Raw genomic sequence first — 13153 nt, forward strand, 5'->3', positions numbered from 1 at the left:
TTACTCCAGAAACAGGCTGGCGGGTTGTTCGAGCAGGCCACGAATGGCCTGGATGAATTGCGCCGCGTCCATGCCATCGACCACGCGGTGATCGAAGGAGCTGGAGAGGTTCATCATCTTGCGCACCACGATCTGGCCCTTGATCACCATGGGCCGTTCGACGATGCGATTGACGCCAACGATGGCCACTTCTGGCAGGTTCAAGACCGGCGTGCTGACAATGCCGCCGAGTGCACCCAGGCTGGTCAACGTGATGGTGGAACCTGACAGCTCATCGCGGCTGGCCTTGCCATTGCGCGCGGCGGTGGCCAGGCGTGCGATTTCCTCGGCATTGCCCCACAGGCTGCGGGCTTCGGCGTGACGTACCACCGGCACCATCAAGCCGACGTCGCTCTGGGTGGCGACGCCCACATGCACCGCGCCGAGGCGGGTGATGACCTGGGCTTCGTCGTCGTATCGCGCATTGATCTGCGGGAAGTCACGCAGGGCCACAACCATGGCGCGCACGATGAATGGCAGCAACGTCAGCTTGCCGCGCGTGGCGCCGTGTTTCTCGTTGAGGTGCACACGCAGCTCGTCGAGGGCGGTGACGTCGATCTCTTCCACATAGCTGAAATGCGCGGCGCGCCGGGTGGCGTCCTGCATGCGCTGGGCGATCTTGCGGCGCATGCCGATCACCGGGATCTGTTCTTCGACGTTGCGTTCGGCGTAGGGGTTGGCTGCGTTTTTATTTTGCGTCGGACTCTGGAGCAAGTAAGCCTCCAAGTCTTCGTGCAGAATCCGGCCCGCCGGGCCAGAGCCCTGGACCAGGCGCAGCTGAATCCCGGCGTCCAATGCGTGTTTGCGCACAGCCGGGGAGGCCAGCGGACGTTCGTCGGCTTCACGTGCAACAGGCGCCTGGGCCGCGATCACCGGCGCAGGTTTGCTCTCAACCGCCACCGGCGCAGGCTTGGCCTCCACCACAGGGGCGGCCTTCGGCGCTTCCTTCGCGGCGGGCGCTTCCTTGGCGTTGCCGGCACCTTCCACTTCAATACTGATCAAGATACTGCCCACGGCCATGACTTCGCCTGGCTCGCCGCCGAGGGAAATCACCTTGCCATGCACCGGCGATGGGATATCCACCATCGCCTTGTCAGTCATTACATCCGCCAGCACCTGGTCTTCGACGACCATGTCGCCGACCTTCACGTGCCAAACCGACAATTCAACTTCTGCGATGCCTTCGCCAATGTCCGGCATCTTGATAACGTGCGTGCCCATTCAGACCTCCATGACCCGTTTCAACGCCGCGCCCACGCGGGACGGGCCAGGGAAATACGCCCACTCCTGCGCGTGCGGGTAGGGGGTGTCCCAACCGGTCACGCGTTCGATCGGCGCTTCCAGATGGTGGAAGCAATGCTCCTGAACCAGCGCTACCAGCTCGGCGCCAAAGCCGCAGGTGCGGGTGGCTTCGTGCACCACCACACAACGGCCGGTCTTTTTCACCGACTTGACGATGGTTTCCAGGTCCAGTGGCCATAGGCTGCGCAGGTCGATGACTTCGGCGTCGATGCCGGTTTCTTCTGCGGCGACTTGCGACACATACACAGTGGTGCCGTAGGTCAGCACGGTGACGGCCGAACCGGGACGCACGATGGCAGCCACGTCCAGCGGCACGGTGTAATAACCGTCCGGGACATGCGCTTGCGGGTGTTTCGACCACGGGGTTACCGGGCGGTCGTGATGGCCATCGAACGGGCCGTTGTACAGGCGTTTTGGCTCAAGGAAGATCACCGGGTCATCGTTTTCGATGGAGGCGATCAACAAACCCTTGGCGTCATACGGGTTGGACGGCATGACCGTGCGCAACCCGCAGACTTGGGTGAACACCGCTTCGATACTTTGGCTGTGGGTCTGACCCCCGTAGATACCACCGCCACACGGCATGCGCATGGTCAACGGTGCGGTGAACTGGCCGGCCGAGCGATAACGCAGACGCGCGGCTTCGGAGATGATCTGGTCGGTGGCGGGGTAGACATAGTCGGCGAACTGGATCTCGGCGACCGGGCGCAGTCCGTAGGCTCCCATGCCCACCGCCACGCCGATAATGCCGCTTTCGGAGATCGGCGCGTCAAACACACGCGAGCTGCCGTATTTGGTCTGCAAGCCTTCAGTGCAACGGAATACGCCGCCGAAATAGCCCACGTCCTGGCCGAAAACCACCACGTTGTTATCACGTTCAAGCATCACGTCCATGGCCGAGCGCAGCGCCTGGATCATGGTCATGGTTGTGGTGGTCATGGCGGTTTCCACTTCAATACTGTTGTTGTGATCGTTCATGTCAGATCCCCAACGCTTGACGCTGGCGCTTCAAGTGCTCCGGCATCTCTTTGTAGACGTCTTCGAACATGGTCGCGGCGCTTGGAATCTGGCCGCCGGCGAGGGTGCCGTGCTGTTCGGCTTCTTTCTGCGCCTTGACCACTTCGGCCTCAAGTTCGGCACTGACCGCCGCGTGTTCCTCTTCGGACCACTGGCCAATGCGGATCAGGTGCTGCTTGAGGCGGGCAATCGGGTCGCCCAGTGGGAAGTGGCTCCAGTCATCGGCTGGGCGGTATTTCGACGGATCATCAGAGGTGGAGTGCGGCCCGGCGCGGTAGGTGACCCACTCGATCAGCGTCGGCCCGAGGTTGCGGCGCGCACGCTCGGCGGCCCAGGCGGAGGCGGCGTACACCGCGATGAAGTCGTTACCGTCCACGCGCAGGGAGGCGATACCGCAACCCACGCCGCGTCCGGCGAACGTTGTGGCTTCACCGCCGGCAATGGCCTGGAAGGTGGAGATGGCCCACTGGTTATTCACCACGTTGAGAATCACCGGCGCGCGGTACACGTGGGCGAAGGTGAGGGCAGTGTGGAAGTCGGACTCGGCGGTGGCACCGTCGCCGATCCAGGCGGAGGCGATCTTGGTATCGCCCTTGATCGCCGAGGCCATGCCCCAGCCCACGCCTTGGACGAATTGGGTGGCGAGGTTGCCGGAAATGGTGAAGAAACCGGCGTCTTTTACCGAATACATGATCGGCAACTGGCGGCCCTTGAGCGGGTCACGCTTGTTGGACAGCAGTTGGCAGATCAGGTCGACCAGCGGCACCTCGCGCGCCATCAGGATGCTTTGCTGGCGGTAGGTGGGGAAGCACATGTCGTCGATGTTCAAGGCCAGGGCCTGGGCGCTGCCGATGGCTTCTTCGCCAAGGCTTTGCATGTAGAAAGACATTTTTTTCTGACGCTGGGCGACCACCATGCGGTTGTCGAAGATCCGCGTCTTGAGCATGGCACGCATGCCTTTGCGCAAGATCTCGACGGGGACACCTTCAGCCCACGGGCCCAGGGCCTGGCCCTGGTCGTCGAGCACGCGTATCAGGCCTTTGGCAAGGTCGGCGGTGTCGGCAGGTTCTACGTCGATGGCGGGTTTTCGCACCAGGCCCGCGTCGGTCAGGCGCAGGTAGGTAAAGTCGGTCTTGCAGCCTGGGCGGCCCGAGGGTTCAGGGACGTGCAGGCGCAGTGGTTCATACTGCTGGGTCATGGCTTTCTACGCTCTATCTTGTGAATTTCTTGTAGTGGGCGCGCTAGCTGACAGTCAGTCTCCGGGTAGGAGAAATCTTGTCCTACAACAATCATAGGCGGGGCGTAGAAGAATATTTATCTGTGTTTCATTGCGCTCGGGATCATTTGCGGATAAAAAAACTGCATAAACATAATAAACAGGTGATTTTGTCTCATGCGCAAACTGGATCGTACTGATATCGGCATTCTCAACGCTTTGCAGGAGAACGCCCGCATCACCAACGCCGACCTGGCCCGCTCAGTCAACCTGTCGCCCACGCCGTGTTTCAACCGGGTGAAGGCGATGGAAGAATTGGGCTTGATTCGCGACCAGGTGACCTTGCTGGACGCCGACCTGCTGGGGCTGCACGTCAACGTGTTCATCCACGTTAGCCTGGAAAAACAGAATGAGCTGGCGTTGCAACAGTTCGAAGGCGCGATCGCCGACCGCCCGGAAGTGATGGAGTGCTACCTGATGGCCGGCGACCCGGACTACCTGATTCGCGTGCTGGTACCGACGATCCAGTCACTGGAACGCTTCATGATGGACTTCCTGACCAAAGTGCCAGGCGTCGCCAACATCCGCTCCAGCTTCGCCCTCAAGCAAGTGCGTTACAAAACCGCACTGCCGCTGCCCGCCAACGGCATCAACCTGGGCGGCTGATAATTAACTGAATCACCGCGGGCCAAATGTGGGAGCAGGCAAGCCAGCGCCCACAGGGTTAAACGTTTCAAAGTTGATTGAGTGGGATCTTCAGGTAAGTCACCCCATTGCTCTCTGCCGGCGGCATATTTCCCGCTCGCACGTTCACCTGGATCGCCGGCAACAGCAACGTCGGCATCCCCAGCCCCGCATCGCGCGTTGTACGCATCTCTACAAATGCCGCCTCATCCACCCCGTCATGCACATGAATGTTACCCGCGCGCTGCTCAGCCACGGTCGTCAGGCATTTCGCCTCACGCCCCTCAGGCGGGTAGTCATGGCATACGTACAATTGAGTCTCCAAAGGAAAGGCCAGCAACTTGCGCATCGACGCATACAGCTGCCGCGCATCCCCACCGGGAAAATCACAACGCGCCGTGCCCACATCCGGCATGAACAACGTGTCACCCACCAGGATCAACCGGTCGTCGATCAAATAGGCCATGTCCGCAGGGGTATGACCGGGCACATGCAGGGCCTGGGCCTTGATGTTGCCGATGTGAAACACCTCATCCGGCGCAAACAAGTGATCGAACTGCGAGCCGTCGGCACGAAACTCCGGCTCGAGGTTGAACAGGTTCTTGAACACGCCCTGCACTTTGCTGATGGACTGACCGATGGCGATCTTGCCGCCCAGCGTGCGGCGCAAGTACGGCGCGGCGGACAGGTGATCGGCATGGGCATGGGTTTCCAGCAGCCACTGCACCTGCAAGCGATGTTCACGCACATAGGCGATGACTTTGTCGGCCTGGCGTGTGTCGGTGCGCCCGGAGGCCGGGTCGTAATTGAGCACCGAGTCGACGATGGCACAGGGGCCATCATCTGCTTCATGTAGGACGTAGGTGTAGGTCGACGATGCCTCATCCAGAAAGGCTTGAATCAAAGCGGGCATGGCGGCGGTCCTTGGTAGCGGATTGCGGCTTACATTCGAGATGTTTTCCACATAGGCTTGCGAGCTTAAGGGAAAAAAACGGTCCGAGGCAAAGGATCGACCTGTAACGGGACGTGACGCCATACGGCAACGCCCCTTGTGTGCATTGACGATAAAAGGCGATAGACCATGACCGAACAACACTGGGGCCCAACCATCAGTGGCGATATCGTTGTCATCGGCGGCGGCTCGGCGGGCATCGGCCTGGTGGCCAGCCTGCTCAAGCGCGACCCCCAGCTGAATATCACCCTGATCGAACCGAGTGAATACCATTGCTACCAGCCTGCCTGGACGTTGGTCGGCGGCGGCGCATACGACGTCAAAAAGACCCGCCGGCCACTGGCCGACGTACTGCCCAATGGCGTCACCTGGGTGCAAGCCGCCGTCACCGAACTGCTGCCGGACGAGCAAACCCTGGTCCTCGACAGCGGCCAGCGCGTCAGCTGGAACAACCTGATCGTCTGCCCCGGCCTGCGCCTGGCCTGGGAAAAAGTCGAAGGGCTGCAGGACACCCTCGGCCAGCATGGCGTGACGTCCAACTACAGCTACGAGCACGCTGCCTATACCTGGCAGCTGGTGCAGCAACTCAAGGGCGGCAAGGCGATCTTCACCCAGCCGGCCATGCCGATCAAATGCGCGGGTGCGCCGCAAAAGGCCATGTACCTGTCCTGCGATCACTGGCTAAAACAGGGCACTCTGAAAAACATCGACGTTGAATTCAACCTGGCCGGTGCAGCACTGTTTGGTGTGGCGACCTTTGTGCCACCGTTGATGAAGTACGTGGAAAAATACAACGCCCGCCTGGCGTTCAACGCCAACCTGGTGAAAGTCGACGGCCCGGCCCGCAAGGCCTGGTTCGAAGTGAAAGACGCCGAAGGCAGTGTCAGCGTTGAAGAAAAATCCTTCGACTTGCTGCACGTGGTCCCACCGCAGGTGTCCCCGGATTTCATCAGACAAAGTCCATTGGCTGACGCTGCCGGCTGGTGCGAAGTGAACCCCCATAGCCTGCAACACCTGCGCTACCCGCACATCTTCGGCCTGGGTGATGTCTGTGGCACCACCAACGCCAAGACCGCCGCCGCCGTGCGCAAGCAGATCGTGGTGGTCGCCGAGAATCTGCTGGCCCTGCGCAAGCAGGCGGCGCTGCCGCTCAAGTACGACGGTTACGGTTCGTGCCCGTTGACGGTGGAGAAGGGCAAGGTGGTGCTCGCCGAGTTCGGCTACGGCGGCAAGTTGCTGCCGACCTTCCCCCTGGACCCGACCCAGGCCCGACGTTCGATGTGGTTCCTCAAGGCCACCTTGCTGCCGTGGTTCTACTGGAACGGCATGCTCAAGGGCCGCGAGTGGCTGACCCGTCTTAGCAAGGTGGACTGAATGCTGCTGGCCAGTGTGTTGGGATTATTGATGGGCTTGGTCATGGGCCTGACGGGCGCGGGTGGCGGCATCCTTGGCGTGCCGGCGCTGGTGCTGGGCTTGGGCATGAGCATGACCCAGGCTGCGCCGGTGTCGTTGCTTGCCGTCGGCGCGGCGGCAGCGGTGGGGGCGATCGACGGTTTGCGCCATGGCTTGGTGCGCTACCGCGCCGCGTTGCTGATCGCCTTGCTTGGCGCGCTTTTTTCGCCAGTGGGGGTGTTCCTCGCCCACCAGTTGGCGGAAGCGGTGTTGATGGGCCTGTTCAGCGCGTTGATGCTGCTGGTGGCCTGGCGCATGTTGCAGCGCGAAAAGCGCGACGCCGGGCCGAGTGACCATGGTACCGCCTCCTGGGGCCAGAAGAACTGCATGCTCAACCAGCAGACCGGGCGCTTCGCCTGGACCGCCAAATGCAGCGCGACCCTGGCCGCCCTCGGCGCGGTGACAGGGGCTGTATCGGGCTTGCTCGGCGTGGGCGGCGGCTTCCTCATCGTGCCGGCGTTCAAGCAACTGACCGATGTGCAGATGCGCGGAATTGTCGCCACCTCTCTGATGGTGATCAGCCTGCTCTCGCTGGTCGGTGTTGCTGGCGCGTTTCATGCGGGGGTGCGCATCGAGCCGGTGGGCTGGGTATTTATCGGCGCCAGCATCGTCGGCATGTTGGCGGGTCGACGCCTGTGTTCGGTAATCCCTGCGCGCGCCTTGCAGGTCGGGTTTGCCAGCCTGTGCGTATTGGTGGCCGCAGGCATGCTATTTAACGCCTTGATCTGAAACGGTGGCGAGGGAACTCGCCACAAGGATGCCGTCAGCCCTGTTCCAACTGAGCCAGCCGCTCTTCAAGCGCCGCGATCCGCGCTTCAAGTTCTTCAAGGCGGTCTACCGAAACCCCAGCCCCGCGCTCCACCGGACTGCCACGCGCCGCGAGTATCAATTCGATATCGGCCGGATCGCCCAGCGCATGGGTGTAGCGATCTTCGCGCTGGCCCGCCTGACGCGGCACCAACACCGCCAGCCCTCGCGCAATCAGGCGCTCAAGTTGATGCACCACCTGTTCGGCATCTTCGAAATCATGCATGCGTCCGCTGCGGGTCAGCAGTTCATTGACGGTCTGCGGCCCGCGCAAAAACAGCAGCCCGGTCAGGATCACCTGGGCCGGCACCAATTCCAGCGCCTTGTCCACGCGATGCTCCCAGCGGTCGGCGCGGCTGCCCATCACCAGGCGGGTAAACCCTTGGCCTTCCAGCGCGCGCAGGCTTTGACCGACCTGGCCCTGGCTCAGGTTCATCACCGGCTCGCGGCTGGTCTTCTGGTTACAGGCCAGGACCAGGGCATTGAGGGTCAGGGGATAGGTTTCCGGGTTGGTCGCCTGTTTTTCGATCAGGCAGCCCAAGACGCGGATTTCCGTGCTGTTCAGGCGCGGCTCAGGGGTGTCGGTGTCGTGCTCGGCGGTCATCGCGCTTTCCCTATGCAGTGAACTGCCTAGCCTAATCCTGAAAAAATAAAAGACAAGCGATGGGCATGGCTATAATCGCCGCTGGTTCCAATCCTGCCATTACTGCGAGACTGCCATGACTATTTCCCTGTACGCCGCTTCCATCCCAGTCTTCAAGCAAATGCTCACCGCCCTGAGCGGCGTGCTGACCAAAGCCGAAGCCCACGCCACCGCCAAGAACATCGAGCCGAACGCCTTGCTGCAAGCGCGCCTGTTCCCGGACATGTTCCAGCTGGTGCGCCAGGTGCAGATCGCCGTCGACTTCGCCAAGGGCGTGTCCGCACGCCTGGCCGAGATCGAAGTGCCGAAATATGAAGATACCGAAGTCACCTTCGCCGACCTGCAAGCGCTGATCGCCAAGGTCCTGGCGTTTGTCGACACCCTTAAGCCTGAGCAAATCGACGGCAAGGAAGGCATCGAGATCATCACTCGCCCAGGCACGCCTAAAGAGAAGCGCTTCAGCGGCCAGTCCTACCTGCTGACCTACGGCCTGCCGCAGTTCTTCTTCCACGTCACCACCGCTTACGCTTTGCTGCGTCATAACGGTGTGGACGTGGGCAAGCGCGACTACATGGGCGCGTTCTAAACACCAAAAAAAACCGGGGCGGTTCATTCAAGAACCGCCCCGGTTTTTTTATGCGCGGCGTTTAAGCCGGTTGTTCTTCTTTGCCCAGGCATGCAGCTGCGGTGAACAGCACGTCGGTAGAGGAGTTGAGCGCTGTTTCCGCCGAATCCTGCAGCACGCCGATGATGAAGCCTACGGCCACTACCTGCATCGCGATTTCACTGGGAATGCCAAACAGGCTGCACGCCAGCGGGATCAACAGCAGCGAACCGCCCGCGACCCCGGATGCGCCGCAGGCGCAGATGGCTGCAACCACGCTGAGCAGCACTGCGGTAGGCAGGTCGACGGCAATGCCCAAGGTGTGCACGGCGGCCAGGGTCAGCACGGTGATGGTGGTCGCGGCACCGGCCATGTTGATGGTGGCACCGAGCGGGATCGACACCGAGTAAGTGTCTTCATGCAGGCCCAGGCGCTTGCTCAACGCCAGGTTGACCGGGATATTCGCTGCCGAGCTGCGGGTGAAGAACGCGGTGATCCCGCTTTCACGCAGGCACAGCAGCACCAGCGGGTAAGGGTTGCGACGCAGTTTCCAGAACACGATGGCCGGGTTGATCACCAGCGCCACAAACAGCATGCAACCGATCAGCACCACCAGCAGGTGGGCATAGCCGAGCAGGGCGCCAAAACCGGAAGTGGCCAGGGTCGAGGCCACCAGGCCGAAAATGCCCAGCGGCGCAAAGCGGATCACTACACGCACAATCAGCGTGACCCCGTTGGACAAGTCATCCAGCACCGTGCGGGTGGTTTCGCCCGCATGGCGAATGGCAATGCCCATGCCGATGGCCCAGGCCAGGATGCCGATAAAGTTGGCATTCATCAGTGCGCTGATCGGGTTGTCCACCACACTCAGCAACAAGCCTTGCAACACCTCGCCAATACCACCTGGGGCACTGAGCGTCGCATCGTGGGTGGCGAGTACCAGTGGCGAGGGGAACAGTGTGCTGGCGATCACGGCCACCACTGCAGCGGCAAACGTGCCCAGCAGGTACAGGAACAGAATCGGTTTGATATGGGTTTCCTGGCCATGCTTGTGGTTGGCGATCGACGCCATCACCAGCACAAACACCAGGATCGGTGCAACAGCCTTGAGCGCCGCGACGAACATCTTGCCGATAAACCCGGTGGCTTTCGCCGCCTCGGGCAGCAGCAAGGCCAGCAGAATGCCCGCGATCAGGCCAATGACGATTTGCGTGACCAGGCTGACGCGCGCTAGTCGTTGCAGGAGGGAAGGGGCAGCAGTCATAAGCAGTTGTCTCTAGTTTTTTTAGTGGGGCGCAGCATTGCAAGCAGGGAGGGTGTAGGAAGCAGGCGCGGAGTCTAGCATGCTGTAGGAAATGTCCCTGCCGGTGCGGCATTCCGTCACCCGCGTTCTTCGGTTTTCGCCCAGCCCGACAGACTCTGTTAAGATTCCGGCCTCTCACGTTTCCTATCCTTCAGCGAGCCCTCCGGGTTGTCGTTGATGTCGTTGTTTCTGGAGTTTTCATGCTGTTTCCCATTCTGCTCCTGTCGGCCGCTGGCTTTACTGTGCTGACCACAGAATTCGTCATCGTCGGCCTATTGCCGTCCATCGCCCGCGACCTGAATGTCAGCGTGTCCCAGGCCGGGCTGCTGGTGACGTTGTTTGCGTTCACCGTGGCGGCGTTCGGCCCGTTTCTGACGGCCTATTGCGCGCGTTTCCCACGCAAGCGGCTGTTTATCAGCATTTTGATCATGTTTGGCGTGGCCAATACCGTGGCGGCACTGGCACCGAACATCTGGGTGATGGCGGTGGCGCGGTTGATTCCGGCGCTGGGTTTGCCGGTGTTCTGGGCGCTCGCCAGCGAAACGGCGGTGGACATCGTCGGCCCCGAGTTCGCTGGGCGCGCCATCGAGAAGATTGGCTTCGGTATCGTCTGCGCCACGGTGTTCGGCATTCCGGTGGGCACGCTGATTTCCGACATGTTCGGCTGGCGCAGCGCGTTTGCCATTCTTGCGGTGGTGGCGGTGGCCAAGGCCTTGTTGTTGTTTATCTACCTGCCAGTGACGGCGCCGAAGCACGATGAAGTGACGTTGCGCTCGCAATTCAAGATCCTGCGCAACCCGCTGATGCAGGGCCATATCCTGCTGTCGATCCTGGTGTTCAGCGGCATGTTCACCGCTTACACCTACCTGGCAGACATCCTTGAGCGCCTGGCCGGGTTCGATGGCACGTTGGTGGGCTGGTGCTTGATGGGCTTTGGCGCGGTCGGTTTGATTGGCAATTCGTTGGGTGGGCGCGCGGTGGATCGCCATCCGTTGATCGCGTCCATGCTGTTCTGCGGCTTCATGATCGCCGGCATGGTGGCACTGGTGCCGGCGATTCACTCCACCGTCGGCCTGGCGGCGGCGATGGCGGTGTGGGGCGTGACCCAGGCGGCGATGTTCCTGGTCAGCCATGTACGACTGATGAAAGCCGCGCCCCATGCGCCTGCGTTTGCTGCGTCGCTGAATATTGCCGGGGCCAATCTGGGGATCGGCCTGGGGGCGCTGGTCGGCGGCCATGTGATCGACACACTCGGCCTGGGCAGCCTGGGTTTTGCGGCGTCCGGGTTTATCCTGGTGTCGATCCTGCTGGCATTGTGGCTGATGACCGCCAAGCAACCGGTCGCCTCCAACGCCTGATCCGTCAGGACGGGGGGGTAAACAACTCCCGCCGAGCACCTTCGGTAATCGCCACGATGCCGGGGTGCTTGACCTTGCGTTCCACCGAGATCGCGTAGAAGGACTCGGTCACCGCCACGGTCTGGCCAATCAGTGCAACGCCGTACTGGCGCACCACCTCATCGGCGATCACGCTGGGGGCGATGAAGATGCCGCTGCCGGACTGGCCAAACGCCTGCATCAAGGCGCTGTCATCGAATTCACCGATGATCCGTGGTTGAATCTGTTGCTCGGCAAACCAGCGCTGCAAACGGCTGCGCACGACGGTTTCCGCACCTGGAATCAATAGTGGTGCGCCATGCAGGCAGTGTGGGAAGTCGCCGCTATATCTGTCAGCCAAGGCTTGGGTGGCGAAAAAACTGATGCCACATTCTCCCAGCTTCTGGCTGTAGCCTTTGATATCCAGGTGCGTCGGCATGGGGCTGTCGGAAATCACCAAGTCCAGGCGCTGGATCGCCAGGTCAGCCAGCAGGCGTTCGAGTTTGTCCTCGCGGCACGTGATGCGGATCGGCTCGCTCAGCTCCATGGTCGGCGCGATCAGCCGGTAGACGATGGATTTGGGCACCACGTCCGCCACCCCGACGCGAAACTGGATCTGTTGTTCGTCGGGTTGTGCGCGCAGCATGGCTTCCAATTCATTACCGGTCTGGAACATCTGCTCGGCATACGGCAAAGCCTGGCGCCCGGCTTCAGTCAGCTCCAACTGGCGACCGACGCGCTGAAACAGCGCGACACCAAAGGTCTGCTCAAGCAGGCTGATCTGCCCGCTGATGGTCTGGGGCGTGAGGTTAAGCTGCTCACAGGCGCGCACGATGCTGCCAGTCTTGGCCACCACCCAGAAGTAGTGCAGTTGTCGGTAATTGAGCATGGCGCCCATCACTTCGTAAAAAGCGAAGTATACGCGGGGAAAATACGAATTTTCCTGAACTGTTCTCCTGCATAGAATGCCTCGCTATCGCGGGGCCACTATTTGGACCCAATGGTTCTAACGAGGAATACGTCATGAAACTCAATTTTCTGGGCGCGGCATCGTTGCTTGCGCTTTCATTGGTAGTGATCAGCGGTTGCGATCAGGTCGAAAAAAGCGCCCAGCAAGTGTTGGGCAAGGCTACCGAGTCGGCCAAGCAAGCGATCGATGACACCCACAAAGCCGCCGAACAGGCATTGAGTGAAGCGACAAACGGCCTGATCACCCCGCAGAAGAAGGATGATCAGGAAGAGAAAGCATCAGAATCGAACAGTAAAGAAGCCTAACTGCCCGCACTTAATTTCCCGTACAACGTCAGGACTGACCTATGGATTACCTGTTACAGCTGGCTGCCAGCCCCACCGCCTGGGTTGCCCTGGCCACCTTGATCGTCATGGAAATCGTGCTTGGCATCGATAACCTGATCTTTATCTCGATCCTCACCAACAAGCTGCCGCAGAAGCATCGGGCCAAGGCACGGCGCATTGGTATCAGCATGGCGTTGATATTGCGCCTGGGCCTGTTGAGCACCATCGCGTTTATCGTGCAACTGACCACGCCGGTATTCGAAGTACTCGGCCAGGGGTTCTCGTGGAAGGACATGATCCTGATCGCCGGTGGCCTGTTCCTGGTGTGGAAGGCGACCACCGAGATCCATAACAGCAAGGACCCCGAACCCCAAGAGAACGCCAGCGTCGGCAAAACGCTAGACAACGGTTTATCCCCGGCCATCGCGCAGAAACATTTGCTTTACATGGTGGTAAACATCG

General features: G+C 61.0%; 14 protein-coding genes. 7 read left to right on the top strand and 7 right to left on the bottom strand.

All coding sequences use genetic code 11. The features are described from left to right. Genes AACY44_RS22825 through AACY44_RS22835 form a run of 3 tightly spaced genes read right to left on the bottom strand, consistent with a single transcriptional unit; the run spans position 1 to position 3556 of the window. Positions 1 to 1260, bottom strand: coding sequence for a dihydrolipoamide acetyltransferase family protein (locus AACY44_RS22825; RefSeq protein WP_339420082.1), 1260 nt, complete (start codon positions 1258 to 1260; stop codon positions 1 to 3). Continuing rightward, entirely contained in the window at positions 1261 to 2319 is a 1059-nt protein-coding gene (locus tag AACY44_RS22830) for an alpha-ketoacid dehydrogenase subunit beta (RefSeq protein WP_339531119.1), read from the bottom strand. Between the two features lies 1 nt (position 2320). After that, positions 2321 to 3556 carry a 3-methyl-2-oxobutanoate dehydrogenase (2-methylpropanoyl-transferring) subunit alpha gene (locus AACY44_RS22835; RefSeq protein WP_339420084.1) on the bottom strand — a complete coding sequence of 412 codons (1236 nt, stop codon included), beginning with the start codon at positions 3554 to 3556 and terminating at the stop codon, positions 2321 to 2323. 195 nt (positions 3557 to 3751) lie between these two features. On the opposite strand from AACY44_RS22835, the gene bkdR reads away from it, so the two are divergent. Then, entirely contained in the window at positions 3752 to 4240 is a 489-nt protein-coding gene (gene bkdR, locus AACY44_RS22840) for a Bkd operon transcriptional regulator BkdR (protein WP_049709031.1), read from the top strand. Positions 4241 to 4307: 67 nt separating this feature from the next. Here the strand turns inward: bkdR and AACY44_RS22845 are convergent, their stop codons facing one another. Further along, complete coding sequence (locus tag AACY44_RS22845; protein WP_339420086.1) at positions 4308 to 5171, bottom strand: MBL fold metallo-hydrolase; 864 nt, start codon at positions 5169 to 5171, stop codon at positions 4308 to 4310. Positions 5172 to 5339: 168 nt separating this feature from the next. Between AACY44_RS22845 and AACY44_RS22850 the strand changes: the two genes are divergently transcribed. After that, positions 5340 to 6584 carry an NAD(P)/FAD-dependent oxidoreductase gene (locus AACY44_RS22850; protein WP_339420088.1) on the top strand — a complete coding sequence of 415 codons (1245 nt, stop codon included), beginning with the start codon at positions 5340 to 5342 and terminating at the stop codon, positions 6582 to 6584. Further along, positions 6585 to 7391 carry a sulfite exporter TauE/SafE family protein gene (locus AACY44_RS22855; RefSeq protein ID WP_339428168.1) on the top strand — a complete coding sequence of 269 codons (807 nt, stop codon included), beginning with the start codon at positions 6585 to 6587 and terminating at the stop codon, positions 7389 to 7391. 34 nt (positions 7392 to 7425) lie between these two features. On the opposite strand, the gene AACY44_RS22860 is transcribed toward AACY44_RS22855, so the two are convergent. Continuing rightward, positions 7426 to 8073 carry a YceH family protein gene (locus tag AACY44_RS22860; RefSeq protein WP_339420092.1) on the bottom strand — a complete coding sequence of 216 codons (648 nt, stop codon included), beginning with the start codon at positions 8071 to 8073 and terminating at the stop codon, positions 7426 to 7428. 115 nt (positions 8074 to 8188) lie between these two features. Between AACY44_RS22860 and AACY44_RS22865 the strand changes: the two genes are divergently transcribed. After that, positions 8189 to 8698: a DUF1993 domain-containing protein gene (locus tag AACY44_RS22865; protein WP_339420094.1), complete on the top strand. Its 510-nt coding sequence runs from the start codon at positions 8189 to 8191 to the stop codon at positions 8696 to 8698. A 61-nt stretch (positions 8699 to 8759) separates the two neighbouring features. Here AACY44_RS22865 and sstT read toward each other — a convergent pair whose 3' ends face one another. Further along, positions 8760 to 9980 carry a serine/threonine transporter SstT gene (gene sstT, locus AACY44_RS22870; RefSeq protein WP_339420096.1) on the bottom strand — a complete coding sequence of 407 codons (1221 nt, stop codon included), beginning with the start codon at positions 9978 to 9980 and terminating at the stop codon, positions 8760 to 8762. Positions 9981 to 10219: 239 nt separating this feature from the next. Here sstT and AACY44_RS22875 point away from each other — a divergent pair, with 239 nt between their 5' ends. Further along, the gene (locus AACY44_RS22875) at positions 10220 to 11377 is read left to right on the top strand and encodes an MFS transporter (protein ID WP_339420097.1); all 1158 of its coding nucleotides are present in this window, start codon (positions 10220 to 10222) and stop codon (positions 11375 to 11377) included. A 4-nt stretch (positions 11378 to 11381) separates the two neighbouring features. On the opposite strand, the gene nhaR is transcribed toward AACY44_RS22875, so the two are convergent. Next, entirely contained in the window at positions 11382 to 12284 is a 903-nt protein-coding gene (nhaR, locus tag AACY44_RS22880) for a transcriptional activator NhaR (protein ID WP_339420099.1), read from the bottom strand. A gap of 134 nt (positions 12285 to 12418) precedes the next feature. Here nhaR and AACY44_RS22885 point away from each other — a divergent pair, with 134 nt between their 5' ends. Both AACY44_RS22885 and AACY44_RS22890 read left to right on the top strand, forming a co-directional pair. Continuing rightward, positions 12419 to 12670 (top strand): hypothetical protein, encoded by a 252-nt coding sequence (locus tag AACY44_RS22885; RefSeq protein ID WP_339420101.1) that lies wholly within the window; start codon positions 12419 to 12421, stop codon positions 12668 to 12670. Between the two features lie 41 nt (positions 12671 to 12711). Then, positions 12712 to 13153 (top strand): TerC family protein (locus AACY44_RS22890; protein ID WP_445261932.1); only part of this gene is annotated, 442 nt, incomplete at its 3' end.

Origin of the sequence: Pseudomonas sp. RA_15y_Pfl1_P11 (genome assembly GCF_963970975.1) — a bacterium.
Lineage (GTDB): Bacteria > Pseudomonadota > Gammaproteobacteria > Pseudomonadales > Pseudomonadaceae > Aquipseudomonas > Aquipseudomonas tritici.